The sequence below is a fragment of the Bradyrhizobium sp. genome (assembly GCF_050014615.1).
In the GTDB taxonomy this organism is placed as follows: Bacteria; Pseudomonadota; Alphaproteobacteria; order Rhizobiales; family Xanthobacteraceae; genus Bradyrhizobium.
The window spans coordinates 21,202-38,305 of sequence record NZ_JBEKCZ010000009.1; the positions used below are offsets into that span (position 1 = coordinate 21,202).

A 17,104-nucleotide genomic window follows, 5' to 3' on the forward strand; every position below is an offset into this window, starting at 1 on the left:
TCATGAAAGATATCACGGAGTGCCACGCGCGATTGCGCGGCCTGTTCAACATCACCGTCACACCGTTCAAGGCTGACGGAGCATTCGACTATGCGGGCCTGGCCCGGAATATCGAGCGGGTCATCGGCCTCGGCTATGACGGCATCCTGATCGGTGGCACTTACGGCGAATTTCCGACGATGTCGGCCGAGGAGCGGGCCGATCTGTTCCGGCGCGTGATGGACATCGTCGGCAACCGGGTTCCGGTGATGCTGTGCAGCGCCGGTTCCGACGTTCGCGTCGTCCGCGATCTGACGAAGCTTGCCGGCGACCTCGGCGGCCTGCCGATGGTGACGCCACCGTTCGTCTCGGAAGTGACCGACGCGCAGATTGTGGCATTCTTTCGCGACATGGTCCCGCTCTCGCGAACCGGGGTGCTGGTTTACAACGCGCCGGGCATTGGCATCACGCTCTCGCCCTCAACGCTGGAACAACTCGCGGTCATTCCCGGCGTCGTCGGTGTCAAGCAAGGTGATCTGTCTCCGACGGCGATCGATCAGATCGCCAACCGGATCGGCGGACGCATCCGTCTGTTCTGCGCCTCCGACCTGGCGTTCCTCGGTCCGATGATGTGCGGCTTTGACGGCATCAGCTCGACCAACAGCTGTGCGCTGCCGGAACTCATTCTTGCCGCCTACCGGGCACTGGAAGCCGGCGATGCCGCGGCTGCGCGAGACCTGCACCGGCTTTGGTATCCGTTCCGGGCGCTCGCACGCGAGTTCGGGCAGCCGCAGACCACCAAGGCCGCGATGAACCTGCGCGGCTTCGATGGCGGTTCGGTTCGCCCGCCGCTGCGCGATCTCGAGGCCGCCAACATCAGGGATATTGCCGGGGTGTTGCGGGAATTGGCGACCGACCGGCGATCCAGCGTCGCACTCGCGGCCTGAAGAACCGCGCGCGAAAAATGAAAATGGCGGACGAAAACCCACGTAAAGGAACCATCGAATGAATCGCAGACAGTTGCTTATGAGTGGCGCGTCCCTGCTGTCCTTCGCGTCGCTGCCGGCCATGGTCGGACCTGCCAAGGCACAAACCGGTGAAGACGTTGTCATCGGGGTATTGTTCCCGCTGTCCGGCGCCAACGCGCAGGTCGGCGTCGATGCGCGCCACGCCATGGAAACGGCGGCCGATATCATCAACAATTCCTACGATCTCGATTTGCCGACGGCCAAGAATGCAGGCCTTGCCGGGCTCGGCAACGCCAAGATCAGGCTGATCTTCGCCGACCATCAGTCCGATCCGCAGAAGGGCCGGGCGGAGGCCGAGCGCCTGATCACCCAGGAGAAGGTGTGCGCCCTGATCGGGTGTTATCTGTCGTCGGTTTCCTCCACCGTGAGCGGCGTTGCCGAACGCTACGGCTTGCCGTTCCTGTGCGCGGATTCCTCGTCGCCAAGCCTGGCGCGCCGCGGCTTCAAGTTCTTCTTCCGTCCGGCCGCGCAGGACGAAATGTTTTCGGCCGCGATGTTCGATTTTCTCGATGCCCAGAAAGGGAAAGGCAAGAAGGTCGAAACCGTCGGCCTGTTTTTCGAAGACACGATTTTCGGCACCGATTCGTCGAATACCCAGCGCAAGCTTGCGGCGGAGCGCGGCTACAAGCTTGTCGCCGACATCAAGTACAAATCGAACTCGCCGTCGCTAAGCGTTGAGGTGCAGCAGCTCAAATCCGCCGATCCGGACGTATTGCTGCCGTCGAGTTATGTCACCGATGCGATCCTCCTGATGAGGACGATGGGCGAGCTTGGCTACAAGCCCAAAAACATCATCGCCCAGGCCAGTGGCTTTTCCGACAAGTCGTTTTACGACGCGCTGGGCGACAAGGCGGCCGGCATCATCTCGCGCGCAAGCTTCTCGCTCGACATGGCACAGAAGCGACCGAGCGTTCTCAAGGTCAACGACATGTACAAAGCGCGTTCCAACCGCGACCTGAATGACAGCACGTCGCGGGAGCTGATGGGGCTGCTCGTCCTCGCCGACGCGATCGACCGCGCCAAATCGACCGATGGCGAGAAGATTCGGGAAGCGCTGGCGGCGACCGATATCCCGGGCGAGCGCACCATCATGCCGTGGAAGCGCGTCAAGTTCGAAGCCGATGGGCAGAACATCGATGCCGATCCGGTGCTGGTGCAATACCTTGGCGGTACGTTTGTCACGATCTTTCCCGCGGCGGTGGCCCTTGCCGAACCGCTCTGGCCGATGAACGCCTGATCGGGGCGTTTCCAGACATCGGCAAAAATGAGGAGGCAACAATGCTATCCGTCGATCTCAATTCCGATCTGGGTGAAGGCTTCGGCGCCTATCGCTGCGGTGACGATGACGCCATGCTCTCCATCGTCACCTCGGCCAATGTGGCGTGCGGGCTGCATGCCGGTGATCCTGAGGTGATGGCGCGGACCTTTGCGATCGCCCGCGAGCGCGGCGTCGCGGTCGGCGCCCATCCCGGGTTCCCGGATCTGTGGGGCTTCGGCCGCCGCCGTCTTCCGTTCTCGAACGGCGAGATTGAAAGGCTTGTCGCCTATCAGATCGGCGCCGCCACCGCGCTCGCCGCCTACGCGGGTCATCGCATCAGCTATGTGAAGACCCATGGCGCGCTCGGCAACATCGCCTGCGAGGAACGCGGCGTTGCGGACGCGGTGGCGCGGGCGATCCGTGCGGTCGACCCCGGCCTGGCGCTGCTGGCCAACGCGTTGACGGAGCTGGTTGCCGCAGGTGAAGCTGCCGGGCTTGAAACCCATCAGGAAATCTACGCCGATCGCGGCTACACCGAAACCGGGCAATTGATTTCGCGCAGCCAGCCCGGCGCGATGATCGAAGACGCGGAAGAAGCCGCCGCGCGCGTGCTCGCGATGGTCGAAGCCGGAGCGGTGATCACCGCTGGAGGCAAGCACCTGTCGACACCGATTCGTTCGATTTGTGTCCATGGCGATTCCGACCATGCGGTCGCGACCGCGGGCCGCGTCCGCGAGCGATTGGAGCAGGCTGGCATCGTTCTGAAGTCATTCAGGCCAATGGCGACATGACATTGAAGGTCGATCCCGATCCCGCGACCGCGTCGTCTGCTCCGCGCTTTCTCGATGCCGGAGAGGCCGCGCTCGTCGTTCAATTCGGCGACAGCGTCGATCCCGCGATCAACGACCGGGTGCTGGCCCTCGATGCAGCCTTGCGCGCCGATCCTCCTTTGGGAACGCGCGAGTTCGTGCCCACCTATCGCTCGCTCATGATCCATTACGATCCTCTGCAGATCGACAGGGATGCGCTGGTCGCCGTTGTGTGCCGTGCGACGGGAGTTGTCGCCGAAGGGCGGGGAACGCCCGCCACCTGGACATTGCCCTGTTGCTACGATCCGGCACTCGCCGAGGATCTCGACGAGGCGGCGACGATTCTAAGGCTGACCCGGGACCAGGCGGTTGCGCTGCATGTGCAGGCGACGTATCGCATCTACATGTGTGGCTTCACACCGGGCCAGGCTTATTTGGGCGGTGTGCCGGACGGGCTCGTGATCTCGCGCCGTCCGGCGCCGAGGCCGCCGCATGACGCGGGAGCGGTATTGATCGGCGGCGGACTCTGCGTTGTCGCGCCGTTCGCGATGCCGACCGGCTGGTATGTCATCGGCCGGACGCCGGAGCGTCTCTACGCAGCGGAGCGCAAGGATGCCTTTCTGATCGATGCCGGCGACAATCTGCGGTTCGACCCGATCGATTTGGCTACCTTTCGCGATCTGGAGCAGCGGGCGGCAAGCGGCGAAATCGTGGCCCGCAAGAGTGCGGTATGATGGCTGCCGCTTCGGAAGCGATTGTTCGCGTGCTGTCAGCCGGGCTGGGTGCGACGCTGCAGGACGCCGGTCGGCACGGCTATCTGCGCTTTGGCGTCACCGCAGCGGGCCCGATGGATGCACTGGCGCATGCCACGGCAAACCTCGCCGTCGGCAATCCCGCGGGCTCGACGGCGTTGGAAATTTCCGTGGGTGGAATCGACGTGACCGCCGAATCCGGATCGCTTCGTGTTGCCGTCGCCGGCGGCGAATTCGCGCTCAGCCTCCACGGCAGGCCGCTGCCGCCGGCGGTGGCTCTCGATCTGGAGGAGGGCGCCGTGCTGAAAATTCGCGCCGGGCGTAACGGCTCCTGGTGCTATCTGGCGGTAGCGGGTCGCCTCATGGTGCCGAAGGTGCTCGGCTCTCACGCGACGCACACGCGTACCGGCTTCGGCGGACTAGATGGTCGCGCGCTTGTTGCAGGCGACCGTCTCGGCATCGAACGATCCGGATCGCCGAAGCCTTCGACGGGCGCCATCGTAGCCCCGTGGCTTGATCGGCCCCTCGACACCATTCGTGTGGTGCTTGGTCCGCAACACGACTATTTCGCCGATGACCAGATCGCCGCGTTTCTGGCTGGGCCCTGGTCCGTCTCCGCCAAGCGCGACCGCATGGCGTATTTTCTCGAAGGACCCCGGCTGACGCATGCGCGCGGCTACAACATCGTGTCCGACGGGATCGCGATGGGTGCGATCCAGGTGCCGGGAGATGGCTGTCCAATCGTTCTGATGGCCGATCGTCAATCGACCGGCGGCTATCCGAAGATTGCCAATATCATTGGTCCGGATCTCGGCAGGTTGGCTCAGGCGCGGCCGGGAGCCGCGTTCAGGTTCGAGGCGGTGTCGATCGCGCAGGCGGTTGCGGCACGGCGTGAGGAGGCGGCCTTGCTGTCGCGCGGCATTGTCATCGAGCCCCTGGTGCGTGCGCATTTCACCTCCGAATTTTTGCTCGGCCTCAATCTGATTGACGGTGTCGTCGCATCGACGCCTTCCGACGATCTTCCGACCACCAACACGACTGAAAGCCACCCCGTGGAGCACCGCACATGAATACCCATTTCAAGCCGACCCGGCTCTCGTCGCGACTGTCGGCTGTCCGTCCTTCGCCGACGATTGCCATCACCCGGCTCGCGAATGAACTGCGTCGCCAGGGACGCGACATCGTTGGCCTGTCGCAGGGCGAGCCGGATTTCGATACGCCCTCTCACGTCAAGGAGGCGGCCAAGGCCGCCATCGATGCTGGCGCGACCAAATATACCGATGTCGACGGCACCCCCGAACTGAAGCGCGCAATCGTCGGCAAGTTCAGGAACGAAAACGGGTTGTCTTATGATGTTTCGCAGATCAGCGTCGGCACCGGCGGCAAGCAGGTGCTCTACAACGCCCTGTGCGCCACCCTCGACGCCGGCGATGAAGTCATCATCCCCGCACCCTATTGGGTGTCGTATCCCGACATGGTGCTGCTCGCCGGCGGCCAGCCGGTGATCGTACCGTGCGGGGAGGCCGACGGGTTCAAGCTGAGCGCGCCGTTACTGCGCGCTGCGATCACGCCGCGCACCAAGTGGCTGGTGCTCAATTCGCCCAGCAACCCGACCGGCGCCGGGTATTCCGTAGCTGATCTAAGGGCCATCGCCGATGTCTTGCTCGACCATCCGCATGTGATGGTGCTGACCGACGATATGTACGAGCACATTCGCTACGACGGTTGGCAATTCGCAACAATCGCGGCGGTCGAACCCCGGCTGTTCGACCGCGTGCTGACCTGCAACGGCGTCTCCAAGGCGTATGCGATGACGGGCTGGCGTATCGGCTATGCCGGAGGTCCGGCCGACCTCATCGCGGCGATGGCGACGATCCAGTCGCAAAGCACCACCAATCCGAGCTCGGTCTCACAAGCGGCCGCGGTTGCGGCGCTTACCGGCCCCCTGGATTTCCTGGCTGAAAGGAATGAGGTGTTTCGCGAACGGCGGGACCTGTGTCTTGCGGCATTCAACGGCGTCGACGGGCTGAGCTGCCGGACGCCGGATGGGGCCTTCTATCTGTTTCCGTCCTGCCGGGGCATGATCGGCCGCAAGCGTCAGGACGGACGAATCATCGAGAGCGATGTCGATTTCGCGACCTTCCTGCTCGAGGAGGCGAATGTCGCGGTCGTTCCCGGATCGGCCTTCGGTCTGGCGCCGTTTTTCCGCATCTCGTTCGCCACCGCGACCGAACGCCTGCGTGTCGCTTGCGAGCGGATCGCGAAGGCCTCCAGCCGGCTGAGCTGAAGCGCGACGACTTAGTCCGTTACGATCCCTGCGCGCCGCGCGGCGGAAGCGGCTTGCGTGCGGTTCACCACGCTGAGTGCCTTGAAGATCGCGGTGATGTGGGACTTGGTGGTCTTCTCCGACAGGTCGAGCGCGCGGCTGATCTCCTTGTTGGAAAGCCCGCGGCACAGTTGTCGCAACACCTCGGTCTGCCGTTCGGTCAGGCGCTCGCCGGCTTCAGACGCAACGCGACCGGACCCATCGGTCGCGACGGGTCCAAGATCGAGCATCAGCGGAGGAACATAGATCTCTCCGGACAGCACGAGCCGCAGCGCGGACAGAATGTTTCGCGGGCTGGCGGATTTCGGCACGTAGCCGAAGGCGCCCGATTTCAAGGCAAGCCGCACGTCGCCCGGGTCTTCCGATGACGACAGCACGATCACCGGCAATTGCGGGCAACGCCTGGCGAAGACCGGGATGATCTCCATGCCACTTTGATCGGGCATGTTGAGATCGAGAAACACCGCATCGAGATCGGGATGGGCCTCCGCGAGGCGCAATCCCTCCGTGGTGTCAGACGCCTGCAAGACATCGGCACCCTGCTCGAATTGCTGGAGCAGGGCGACAAGCCCCTCGCGCAGGATCGCATGATCGTCGACGATAAGCAGCTTCATCCGGGCATTATTCATCGCATTTCCGCCTGAGGGCAAGATGGTTTCGGTCGCCTCAAGTCTTGGGACCAGGTCTTCAGACCAATCCCGGGACCTCAGTCCAATATACGTTTGGCAGTCGAGAAGTCAGCATCAGTCGCGCGCTTTTCGCGTCGGCGGCAGGTCATGGCAAGCAACAGCATTTTTCGGGAGGCCGCACTCGAACGGCTGTCAACGCCGGAGCGGCTCGACCAGGGCCTGACGCCTTTCCCGGCTCAGTCGCCTGTTATGGGCGGCGGACGATGCGCTGCTGAAACCCTTCGTCAACCGCATTGGCCTCGAACTCGACAACGCTGATCTCGATGGCGCCTGTGCCCGTCCGAGCATCGCGTTTTTCGATCTGCCGGATGCGGCGGGACCAAACAGCGTCGGCCTGGTCAGGACCATGACCGACATCGTGCTGCCGCTGGCGCTCGAGCGCGGTCTCGGCAACGCTCAACGGCGGCTCATCACCTCCGTTGTCGCGGCGGCTGCGCCTGTCGCCCGGCTCCGCCATATCGGGGTCGCGCTGCGGCGGCCCGATCCCGCCATCCGCCTGGTGTTTGGCGTGCCGCTCCATCGCATCGCCGAATGTCTCGCGCTTCTCGGTTTCGGCGCGCGCGCCAAACCGATCGGCGCCGCGGCGTCCATCATCGGCGGCGATCTCACGGAAATCGCGCTGCAAATCGATGTCACGGAGACGCTGGGGCCGCGGATCGGCGTCGAATTCCACGCCAGCAAGGCAGAGGCCTGGGCCGGATTGCTAAAGCGGATGACCGCCTATCGTCTATGCTCGGCGGAACGGGCGATTGCGCTCGCCTCCTGGCAACGGGCGCCGGACGAATTGCAGGGGCCGCAAGGCACGGCGCCTTACACCAGCGATATCCCTGATGACGCGGCCCGGTTAAGTGAGGGCCTTCCGGTTCGTCTGCTCAGCCACGCTAAGCTGTCGTTTCAGCCGGACGGCAGCCTGGAGGCGAAAATCTATCTCTATGCCGGGTTTCTATGGCGCCGCCCGGGCGCCCCCTGACGAGGCGGCTTGATGCCGCTTGCGGCCGCCGTCACCTCGCGCTGTGCCAACTGCCGCCGGCTTCGCATTTGTGCTTCCGGCACGACCATCTCTATAATCAACCCGTGGTTCAGGCATGGCCGTTGGCGGCTGCGACAGGCGGGGCAGTGAGGTGACCGATACGGAAGTGCCGCAGCAGCGTTTCGACGAGATGCGCGCGGAGCAGGTGGCAGGTTTCTATCACAACGCCACGCCTGGAACGATCGGCGGGATGATCGCCGCGGTAATCCTCGCGAGCATGCTGGTCTATACCAAGGCGACGGCACTGCACACGGCGGTGATCTTCCTGTCGCTTCTCAGTTTGAGCACGGCCGCACGCATGGTCCTGATCCATGCCTACAGAAAAGCCAGGCCGCCGGCATGGGACTGGCGTCGCTGGTCGATCGGGGCGATTGCGAGCGCTCTGGCCGGCGGCCTTTGCTGGGGGGGCGGGTCGCTGTTCTTGCTTGACCCAAGCCGGGCGGAATTTCAGTTCATCGTTTTCGTGACCTGCGCCGCTATTGCCGCGGGAGCCATCACGGCTTTGGGTACGCTTCTGCCGGCCTATTACTGCAACCTGTTTGCGATCATGGTCCCGACCAGTGTCTGGTCTGCGCTGCAGGGCGACGTCCTGCACGTGACTTACAGCGTCCTCGCCGCGCTCTGGGTTGCTATCATCGGGGTTCTTGCGAACTCGTTCAGCGAATTATTGATGAAGGCGCTGCGATTGCAGTTCGCCAATCTCGACCTTGCCAACGATTTGTTGCGCCAGAAGGAACTGGCCGAGACCGCCAATATCGCCAAGTCGCGATTTCTGGCCTCCGCCAGCCACGATCTGCGACAGCCGGTGCATGCGCTCGGCATGTTTGTCGGCGCGCTGGGCGACCGCACGCTTGACACCGACAGCCGCCGGCTCGTGAGCCAGATCCAGAATTCGGTCGGTGCACTCGACAGCCTGTTCGGCGCGATCCTCGATATTTCGCGTCTCGATGCCGGGGTCATTGAGAGCCGGCCGCGGATTTTTGCGATCCGGCCGCTGCTCGAACGGATCTGCCGCGAAGAGATGCCTGAGGTGAAGCGCAAGGGCATTGCGCTGCATCTGCTTCCATGCAGCCTCTCCGTGCAGACCGACCCGATTCTGTTCGAGCGTGTGCTGCGCAATCTTCTCTCCAATGCGGTTCGCTATACCGACCGGGGGCGCGTGGTGATCGGTTGCAGGCGCGGCGAGCGGCTCAGCGTCGAGATCTGGGACACCGGCTGCGGCATTCCGGCCGATCAGCAGGAACTGATCTTCCAGGAATTCTATCAGATCGGAAATCCTGAACGCGATCGCGCGCGCGGGCTTGGACTGGGGCTCGCCATCGTGCAGCGCCTGACGCGGATCTTGAATATTCCGATGCGCATGGAGTCGCGCGTCAACAAGGGCTCCGTGTTCAGGTTGTCGGTCGCTTTGGCCGTAACCGGGCAGGCGATCATGGAGCCGGGGCAGGACAGCTCCGTGGTCGCGCACAGGCCGCTGTCCATCCTGGTCATCGACGACGAGGTCGCCATCCAGGAGGCGATGTCTACGTTACTGGTTGGCTGGGGGCATTCGGTGGTCGCAGCCGGCTCCTGCACCGAGATGCTGGACCGGGCGGCCGGCTTCACCATCACCCCCGATCTGATCATTTCAGATTACCGGTTGCGCGATGACGAAAACGGCATCGCCACCATCGAGCGCCTGCGGACCGAGTTCAACAACGACATCCCGGCGATTCTGATCACCGGCGACACCGCGCCGGACCGCATCCGCGAGGCAACGGCAAGCGACTGCTTTCTGATGCACAAGCCGGTTTCGAACAGCCGCCTGCGCGCGGCCATTATCAATCTGGCCGACTAGCGGGGTTGCGGCCTGTTTCCACGATAGCCCAACCGTCGCGGGTACGACGTTACGACGTAGGATCGTCGATAAATCGTTGCGGCCGTGCCGTCGAGTTGTGCGCCGACGATGAGATGATCGCCTTCATGCAGGAGCTTGCCATCAGGCGAGTCCAGGTCGTTGAAACGGCTGCACGTCCACAGGACCGGAAACAGCTCACTTGCAATGTTTAGTAAATCGTGATCCACTAAACAAATCGAGCTTCCCCGGGTCGTTAGAATTCCGGTAAGCGCGAGGAAACGTCAGTTCAGTCATTCAGCCCGTCAAGGACTGTGTCGCTCTGCTCGAAGCATTCGAGCGGGTAGGAACGCCGTGTCATGTCGATGGCCGGCCCCACTGGGAGGGAAAGCGTAATGAAACACTCGATCAAGGCGCTTCTTGTTGTAGGCGGGGCTGTTGCCTCCGCGCTCGGCATCGGAGCGGCGACCACGCCTGCGCACGCGCAGGGCAAAACCATCACGCTGTGCTGGGCCGCGTGGGACCCCGCCAATGCGCTGGTCGAACTGTCGAAGGACTTCACCGCCAAGACCGGCATCGGCATGAAATTCGAATTCGTGCCATGGACCAACTATGCCGACCGCTTCCTCAACGAACTCAATTCGCACGGGTCGTTGTGCGATCTCATCATCGGTGATTCACAGTGGATCGGCGGCGCCGCCGAGAACGGCCAATACGTCAAGCTCAATGATTTCTTCAAGAAGGAAGCCATCAGCATGGACGACTACATGCCGGCGACCGTGGTCGGTTATTCCGAGTGGCCGAAGAACACCCCGAACTACTGGGCGCTGCCGGCCATGGGCGACGCGGTGGGCTGGACCTATCGCAAGGACTGGTTCGCGCGGCCCGACGTGCAGAAGGATTTCAAGGCCAAATATGGCCGCGATATCGCTGTGCCGAAGACGCTGGATGAACTTCGCGACATCGCACAGTTCTTCCAGGGGCGCGATGTCGACGGCAAGAAGGTCTATGGTGCGTCGATCTACACCGAGCGCGGCTCGGAAGGCATCACCATGGGGGTCTCGAACTACCTCTACGACTATGGCTTCCAGTATCAGGATCCCAAGAAGCCCTATGCCATGGAAGGGTTCGTCAACTCGCCGGGCGCCGTCAAGGGCCTCGAAGCCTACAAGGAACTCTACAAGTGCTGCACGCCTCCCGGCGCTTCCAACTCCTACATGTCGGAAGGCCTCGATGCCTTCAAGTCCGGCCAGGTCGCGCTGCAAATGAACTTCTTCGCCTTCTTCCCCGGTCTCTACAAGGACCCGAATGTCGGCGGTGACAAGATCGGCTTCTTCGTCAATCCTGCCGGCCCTGCGGGCCAGGCGACGCAGCTCGGCGGACAGGGCATCTCCGTTGTTTCCTATTCCAAGAACCAGGGCGAGGCGCTGCAATACATCAAGTGGTTCGCCGCGGGGGATGTGCAGAAGAAGTGGTGGGCTCTGGGCGGCTATTCCTGCGCCAAGTCGGTGTTGAACGACCCGAGCTTCCCGGGCAGCGCCCCCTTCGCCAAGGAGTTCCTGCAGTCGATGGGCATGGTCGTCGATTTCTGGGCCGAGCCCTCCTATGCACAGCTCCTGCAAGCCGAGCAGAAGCGCGTGCATGACTACGTGGTCGCCGACAAGGGCACCGCGCAGGAAGCGCTCGACGGCTTGGTGAAGGACTGGAAAGCCATCTTCAAGGAAGAAGGAAAATAGTTCCAAGATCGTCGCCTGGAGCGCGCTGGTCGGCGCTCCAGGCGTTTTCTTACCGAGCCCCATTCTGAGTCCCGCAAACGACGATCTCGGCGCATCAGGATCAACCGACGCCATGAATGATTTGAGTGCTTCATCGCGGATCGCCTATCAGGCTGCGCTGGTTCAGCCCGGTGCGGTGCGCCGCATCCGGGGCCTGTCCGACAAGGCGCTGGCGTGGCTCTTCATCACGCCGACGATCGTGCTGCTGCTGGCGATCAATATTTTCCCGCTGGTCTGGACGATCTATCTGTCATTCACCAACTATCGCGCCAATCGGGCGAACGTGCCGATCAAATGGCTTGGGATCGACTGGTATCAATCGATCCTGACCGATCCGGACATTTGGGCGGCGATGCAGGTGACGGCCCATTTCGTGATCTGGACCGTGATTATCGAAACCGTGCTTGGTTTCGGGCTTGCATTCCTGATCGACAAGAAATTTCGCGGCCATGGCCTGTGGACCACGATCATCCTGCTGCCGATGATGCTTTCGCCGGCCGTCGTCGGCAATTTCTGGACCTTCCTCTACCACCCGCAGATCGGACTGTTCAACTACGTGGTCGCCTTCTTAACCGGCCGCGACGCCTCCTCGTTCCAGATGCTGGGCGACGTGACGTTGAGTCCCTGGGCCATCGTCATCGTCGATGCCTGGATGTGGACACCCTATGTGATGCTGATCTGTCTTGCCGGCCTGCGCTCGATCCCGGACTACATTTATGAGGCGGCGGAGGTCGATCGCGCGTCGAAATGGCGGCAGTTCTGGTCCATCACGTTACCGATGGCGCTGCCCTTCATCATGCTCGCCGTGCTGTTCCGCGGCATCGAGAATTTCAAGATGTTCGACATGGTCAACCTGCTGACCGGCGGCGGGCCGGGATCGACTACGGAGGTTGCCTCGATCACGCTCAAGCGCGCGGCGTTCGAGAGCTGGCGGACCGGCTATTCCTCGGCCTTCGCGATCATCCTGTTCGTGACGGTGTTCGGCCTCGCCAACATTTATGTAAAGGCGTTGAACCGGGTGAAGAGCCGATGACTTCAGCCACCACAGCTCATTCCGTCGTCGAACCGTCGTCGGGCACGCGGCGTTTCGCGGGCTCGCTCGTCGTTCTCTATGCCGTGATCACGATGATCCCGCTGATCTGGATCCTGCTCACCTCGTTCAAGTCGCCCGACGATGCGATCTCCTATCCGCCGAAGCTCCTGTTCGAGCCTTCGCTGGAAGGTTATTGCAATCTCTTCACCACGCGCTCGCGTCAGACGCCGGAATTCATCCAGACGCTGGGACCGGCGCAGGGACTTTGCGACAGCATGACGCGCGATCGCAACATGGTCGTTGCCGGACCGTCGAATTATGTGCCGCGTTTCATCAATTCGCTGATCATCGCCTTCGGCTCGACAGTGCTCGCCGTCGCCCTCGGCACGTTGTCGGCCTACGGCTTCTCGCGATTTCGCGTGCCTCTGAAGGACGATCTGCTGTTCTTCATTCTGTCGACTAGAATGATGCCGCCGATCGCGGTCGCGATTCCGATCTACCTGATGTATCGCACCATCGGGCTGTCGGATACGCGGCTCGGGATGATCCTGCTTTACACCTCGGTCAACGTTTCGCTCGCGGTCTGGCTTCTCAAGGGTTTCATCGACGAGATCCCGCGCGAGTATGAAGAGGCCGCGATGATCGACGGCTATACGCGTTTTCAGGCCTTCGTGAAGGTGGTGCTGCCGCAGGCGACGACCGGGATAGCGGCAACGGCGATCTTCTGCCTTATCTTTGCCTGGAACGAATACGCCTTCGCGGTGCTTCTGACCTCCGGCAACGCGCAGACGGCGCCGCCGTTCATTCCGATCATTATCGGCGAGGGCGGTCAGGATTGGCCGGCGGTCGCCGCCGGCACCACGCTCTTCCTGGTGCCGATCGTCGTATTCACGGTGCTTTTGCGCAAGCATCTCTTGCGCGGCATTACCTTTGGAGCGGTTCGCAAATGAGCTTTGAGGCGAACTCGATGCCGCGCCGCGGCTTCACCGACAGGATTCTGCGGCGCGGGCCGCTGGAGGCGATCGCGACGACGATCATAGCTGTCGGCGTCGTCATGCTGATGCAGCCGTTTTTCCTGACGCTCTATTCCTGGTCCTTCGCGACCACTCTGTTCGGTACGGTGATGTTCATGATCGTATCGAAGGTCAGGGAGTAACGCGCGATGGCACAGATCAGGGTCGAGGCGCTCGACAAATCCTTCGGGACGTTTCATGCGGTCAAGGCTGCCAGCTTCACGGTGGAGGACGGCCAGTTCCTCTGCCTGCTCGGGCCTTCCGGCTGCGGCAAGACGACGACGCTGCGCATGATTGCCGGACTGGAATTGCCGACGGCCGGTACTATCAGGCTTGGCGGCGAAGACGTGACGATGAACCGCGCCTCGGCCCGCGATATCGCTTTCGTATTCCAGCTGTTCGCGCTCTATCCGCATATGAATGTCCGGCGCAATATCGGCTTTCCGCTGAAATGCGAAGGCATCGGCGCGGCGGAGATCGACCGGCGGGTGGTGGACGTCGCGCGCATCCTGCGCATCTCCCATCTCCTTGATCGGCCGGTGTCGGGCCTTGCCGGCGGCGACCGGCAGCGTGTCGCGCTTGGGCGGGCGATCGTGCGCAAGCCAAAATGCTTCCTGATGGATGAGCCGCTCGGCGCGCTCGATACTGAAATGCGCGACGCGATGATCCGTGAATTGCGTGCTCTGCATGACCGGATCGGCGCGACGACGGTCTATGTTACGCATGACCAGCTCGAAGCCATGTCGATGGCCGACGTGATTGTCGTGATGAACAACGGTGTCATCGAACAGGTCGCTAGCCCGCGCGACATCTATGACCGGCCGGCTTCGCTGTTCGTCGCCGACTTCATTGGCTCGCCGCCGATGAATTTCCTGCCGTTTCGCGGCAGCCTGGAAGCCGGCGCGCAGGCGATCCGGCTCGGCGAGCGCGAGGTTGCGGTTCCCGCGGCACGCGAGACGCTGGCGGAAAGCGATCTCGTCCTCGGGGTCAGGCCCGAGCACGTGCGTTTCACCGATCGCGGCATGGTGCGGGGCGAGGTCTATGGGTCGGAATATCTCGGCACGACGCAGATCGTTACCGTGACAACGCGCTATGGCGCGCTCAAGGCCCGCTCGCCGGCCAGCATGTTCTTCCGGATCGGAGAGAGTGTCGGGCTCGACTTTCGGCCTGACACGCTGTCGATCTTCGACAAGGGGTCGGGCCGTGCGATCCGCACCGCGTTGCACGAGGGAGCTGCGCATGGCTAAGGTCGAGATCAGGGCCGTCTCCAAAACCTTCAACAAGAAGACGTTCAACCAGACGCCGGCGGTCAGCGATCTGTCGCTGACCATCGGCGACGGTGAGTTCGTCGCGCTGCTCGGGCCGACGGGCGCCGGCAAGACCACGACGTTGCGCCTGGTCGCCGGATTGGAGCTGCCGGACTCTGGTTCAATCCGGATTGACGGACGCGACGTGACCGGCGATGCGCCGGCCGATCGCGACGTCGCTTTCGTGTTCCAGCAATATTCGCTGTATCCGCATCTCACGGTGTTCGAGAACATGGCCTTTGCGTTGCGTGCGCCGATCCGCCGCATAGCGGAGGCCGACATCCGCGCCAAAGTGGAGGAGGTGGCGCGTCTTCTCCATATCGAAACCAAGCTGCAAAACAAGGCGACGCAGTTGTCGGGTGGACAGATGCAGCGCGTCGCGATCGGTCGGGCCCTGGTTCGCTCGCCCGCGATCTATCTCATGGATGAACCGTTGTCGTCGCTGGACGCCAAGCTGCGCGGCGAAATGCGCCTTGAACTCAAGCGTATTCAGACCGACCTCGGCGCGACCATCCTCTATGTCACCCACGATCAGACCGAAGCGATGACCATGGCTTCGCGCATCGGTGTGATCGAGGCCGGGCGGCTGATGCAGATCGGTACGCCGCGCGAGATCTACGAGAACCCGATCAACGCCTATGTCGCCGCGCGGCTTGGCCAGCCGACTATCAACCTGCTGCCGGCTGCGCTGTTTGCCGGCGCGCCGCGCGCGGCCAAAACCATCGGCGCGCGCACCGAACACCTCACGATCGCGCGCGGCAACGGCGACGTGTCGGCAACCGTCACGCGGATCGAACATCTCGGTGACCAGAGCCATCTTCACCTCGACCTTGGCGGCCAGTCGGTCGTGACCTTGTCGGATCCCGAGGCGGCGCTCGGCGCCGGGGACGTCGTGTCGCTCCGTCTCAACAATCCGCTGTTCTTCGATGCGGCCGGCGGGAGGGTCGCGGCATGAGTCTCGATCGGGCGGCCAGGGAAAAGCTGGTTCGGGCGCTTGCGGAGTCGATGATCGGGCATGCCGACGAACTGACCAGCCTCGACCAGGCGATCGGCGACGGCGATCACGGGCTGAACATGAAGCGCGGCTTCGAGGCCGTGCTCGCGACGCTGCCCGGCCTTGCCGACAAATCGCTGCCGGAAATGCTCAAGGCGATCGGAATGACGCTGGTGATGAAGGTCGGCGGCGCCTCCGGGCCGCTGGTCGGCACATTTTTCATGGAACTCGGCAAGGCGCTTCCCGAGCAGCCGGTACGCGCGGATCTCGTCGCGGCGACAGACAAGGCGATCAATGCCGTCAAGGCGCGCGGGCGCTCGGACGCCGGACAGAAAACCTTGCTGGACGTCCTTGTTCCTGTACAAGCCGTGTTGGCAGGCGGGGGCGACGCCGGGGCGATTGCAATCGAGGCGGCACAAGCGGCCGATCGCACCACACCAATGCTGGCCATCCGAGGCCGCGCATCTTTCCTTGGGGAACGCTCCATCGGTCATATGGATCCGGGCTCGCGCTCGGCGTCCCTGCTGATCGGCGCGGCGGTCGCGATACTGGAACCAGAGGCAAATTCATGAGCAATTCAAATTCCGGCAATGTCGGAATCGTCATCGTTTCTCATTCCCCCAAAATCGCGGAGGGCGCGGCCGATATGGTGCGCCAGATGGTAGGTAACGCCGTGCCGCTCGCCTGGACAGGCGGCGACATCGATGGAGGGCTCGGCACCAATGTTGCCGGAATCCTCGAGGCGATCGAGACGGCCTGGTCGCCGGCCGGGGTGGCGATCCTGGTCGATCTCGGCGGGGCGGAGACCAATTCCGAAATGGCGGTGGAGATGCTTCCCGAGGATCGGCGCGCACGCGTCGTCGTCTGCAATGCGCCCGTCGTCGAGGGAGCGGTGATTGCGGCAACCGAGTCTTCGGGGGGCTCCCCGCTTGCCGCCGTCAAGCGTAGCGCGGAGGAATTCTATGCATGATGTCAACGTCAACCGCGCGGCCGGAAGTTTCGTGCCGCTGACCGGGTCGGCGGTTCTCGTCAATGCCGTCGGTCTTCATGCCAGGCCATCGGTCAAGCTCACGCAGTCCGCGAAGCGCTTCACCGCGAAGATCGAACTGGCCCTCGCTGCGGACGGCCCCTGGACCGATGCCAAAAGTCCCGTGAAGGTGATGCGGGTGAAGGCGCCACAGGGCGCGACGCTGCATTTCCGCGTCACCGGTCCGGACGGCGAGGCAGCGCTCGCTGCCATGCTGGTGTTGGTGCATGACGGCTTTGGCGAGGCGTGA

General features: G+C 63.0%; 18 protein-coding genes. 17 read left to right on the forward strand and 1 reads right to left on the reverse strand.

The features are described 5' to 3' along the window. Positions 1–2: 2 nt before the first annotated feature. Genes ABR948_RS02685 through ABR948_RS02710 form a run of 6 tightly spaced genes read left to right on the forward strand, consistent with a single transcriptional unit; the run spans position 3 to position 6,113 of the window. Positions 3–926, forward strand: coding sequence for a dihydrodipicolinate synthase family protein (locus ABR948_RS02685; RefSeq protein ID WP_428113891.1), 924 nt, complete (start codon positions 3–5; stop codon positions 924–926). Between the two features lie 58 nt (positions 927–984). Further along, the gene (locus ABR948_RS02690) at positions 985–2,244 is read left to right on the forward strand and encodes an ABC transporter substrate-binding protein (protein ID WP_428113892.1); all 1,260 of its coding nucleotides are present in this window, start codon (positions 985–987) and stop codon (positions 2,242–2,244) included. A gap of 41 nt (positions 2,245–2,285) precedes the next feature. Continuing rightward, on the forward strand, positions 2,286–3,056 hold the full coding sequence (locus tag ABR948_RS02695) for a 5-oxoprolinase subunit PxpA (protein WP_428113893.1): 771 nt from the start codon (positions 2,286–2,288) through the stop codon (positions 3,054–3,056). Next, complete coding sequence (locus ABR948_RS02700) at positions 3,053–3,808, forward strand: 5-oxoprolinase subunit B family protein (RefSeq protein WP_428113894.1); 756 nt, start codon at positions 3,053–3,055, stop codon at positions 3,806–3,808. The genes ABR948_RS02695 and ABR948_RS02700 overlap by 4 nt, the downstream gene beginning before the upstream one ends. Beyond that, positions 3,805–4,896, forward strand: coding sequence for a 5-oxoprolinase subunit C family protein (locus ABR948_RS02705; RefSeq protein WP_428113895.1), 1,092 nt, complete (start codon positions 3,805–3,807; stop codon positions 4,894–4,896). The genes ABR948_RS02700 and ABR948_RS02705 overlap by 4 nt, the downstream gene beginning before the upstream one ends. Continuing rightward, complete coding sequence (locus ABR948_RS02710; RefSeq protein ID WP_428113896.1) at positions 4,893–6,113, forward strand: pyridoxal phosphate-dependent aminotransferase; 1,221 nt, start codon at positions 4,893–4,895, stop codon at positions 6,111–6,113. The genes ABR948_RS02705 and ABR948_RS02710 overlap by 4 nt, the downstream gene beginning before the upstream one ends. Positions 6,114–6,124: 11 nt before the next feature. On the opposite strand, the gene ABR948_RS02715 is transcribed toward ABR948_RS02710, so the two are convergent. After that, the gene (locus ABR948_RS02715; RefSeq protein ID WP_428113897.1) at positions 6,125–6,781 is read right to left on the reverse strand and encodes a response regulator; all 657 of its coding nucleotides are present in this window, start codon (positions 6,779–6,781) and stop codon (positions 6,125–6,127) included. 406 nt (positions 6,782–7,187) lie between these two features. On the opposite strand from ABR948_RS02715, the gene ABR948_RS02720 reads away from it, so the two are divergent. The 11 genes from ABR948_RS02720 to ABR948_RS02770 all read left to right on the forward strand — a co-directional run bounded on the left by ABR948_RS02720 (position 7,188) and on the right by ABR948_RS02770 (position 17,104). Further along, entirely contained in the window at positions 7,188–7,811 is a 624-nt protein-coding gene (locus ABR948_RS02720; protein ID WP_428113898.1) for a hypothetical protein, read from the forward strand. 151 nt (positions 7,812–7,962) lie between these two features. Continuing rightward, positions 7,963–9,708: an ATP-binding response regulator gene (locus tag ABR948_RS02725; protein WP_428113899.1), complete on the forward strand. Its 1,746-nt coding sequence runs from the start codon at positions 7,963–7,965 to the stop codon at positions 9,706–9,708. Between the two features lie 392 nt (positions 9,709–10,100). After that, positions 10,101–11,441, forward strand: coding sequence for an ABC transporter substrate-binding protein (locus tag ABR948_RS02730; RefSeq protein ID WP_428113900.1), 1,341 nt, complete (start codon positions 10,101–10,103; stop codon positions 11,439–11,441). 112 nt (positions 11,442–11,553) lie between these two features. Then, the gene (locus tag ABR948_RS02735; RefSeq protein WP_428113901.1) at positions 11,554–12,513 is read left to right on the forward strand and encodes a carbohydrate ABC transporter permease; all 960 of its coding nucleotides are present in this window, start codon (positions 11,554–11,556) and stop codon (positions 12,511–12,513) included. Beyond that, entirely contained in the window at positions 12,510–13,463 is a 954-nt protein-coding gene (locus tag ABR948_RS02740) for a carbohydrate ABC transporter permease (protein ID WP_428113902.1), read from the forward strand. The genes ABR948_RS02735 and ABR948_RS02740 overlap by 4 nt, the downstream gene beginning before the upstream one ends. Beyond that, on the forward strand, positions 13,460–13,669 hold the full coding sequence (locus tag ABR948_RS02745; protein ID WP_428113903.1) for a hypothetical protein: 210 nt from the start codon (positions 13,460–13,462) through the stop codon (positions 13,667–13,669). Before ABR948_RS02740 ends, ABR948_RS02745 begins: the two co-directional genes overlap by 4 nt. A gap of 6 nt (positions 13,670–13,675) precedes the next feature. Beyond that, the gene (locus ABR948_RS02750) at positions 13,676–14,773 is read left to right on the forward strand and encodes an ABC transporter ATP-binding protein (protein ID WP_428113904.1); all 1,098 of its coding nucleotides are present in this window, start codon (positions 13,676–13,678) and stop codon (positions 14,771–14,773) included. Continuing rightward, entirely contained in the window at positions 14,766–15,788 is a 1,023-nt protein-coding gene (locus ABR948_RS02755) for an ABC transporter ATP-binding protein (RefSeq protein WP_428113905.1), read from the forward strand. Before ABR948_RS02750 ends, ABR948_RS02755 begins: the two co-directional genes overlap by 8 nt. Beyond that, a complete protein-coding gene (gene dhaL, locus ABR948_RS02760; RefSeq protein ID WP_428113906.1) occupies positions 15,785–16,399 on the forward strand; it encodes a dihydroxyacetone kinase subunit DhaL in 615 nt (204 codons plus the stop codon). The genes ABR948_RS02755 and dhaL overlap by 4 nt, the downstream gene beginning before the upstream one ends. Then, the gene (gene dhaM, locus ABR948_RS02765; RefSeq protein ID WP_428113907.1) at positions 16,396–16,797 is read left to right on the forward strand and encodes a dihydroxyacetone kinase phosphoryl donor subunit DhaM; all 402 of its coding nucleotides are present in this window, start codon (positions 16,396–16,398) and stop codon (positions 16,795–16,797) included. Before dhaL ends, dhaM begins: the two co-directional genes overlap by 4 nt. Next, positions 16,790–17,104: an HPr family phosphocarrier protein gene (locus tag ABR948_RS02770; protein ID WP_428113908.1), complete on the forward strand. Its 315-nt coding sequence runs from the start codon at positions 16,790–16,792 to the stop codon at positions 17,102–17,104. Before dhaM ends, ABR948_RS02770 begins: the two co-directional genes overlap by 8 nt.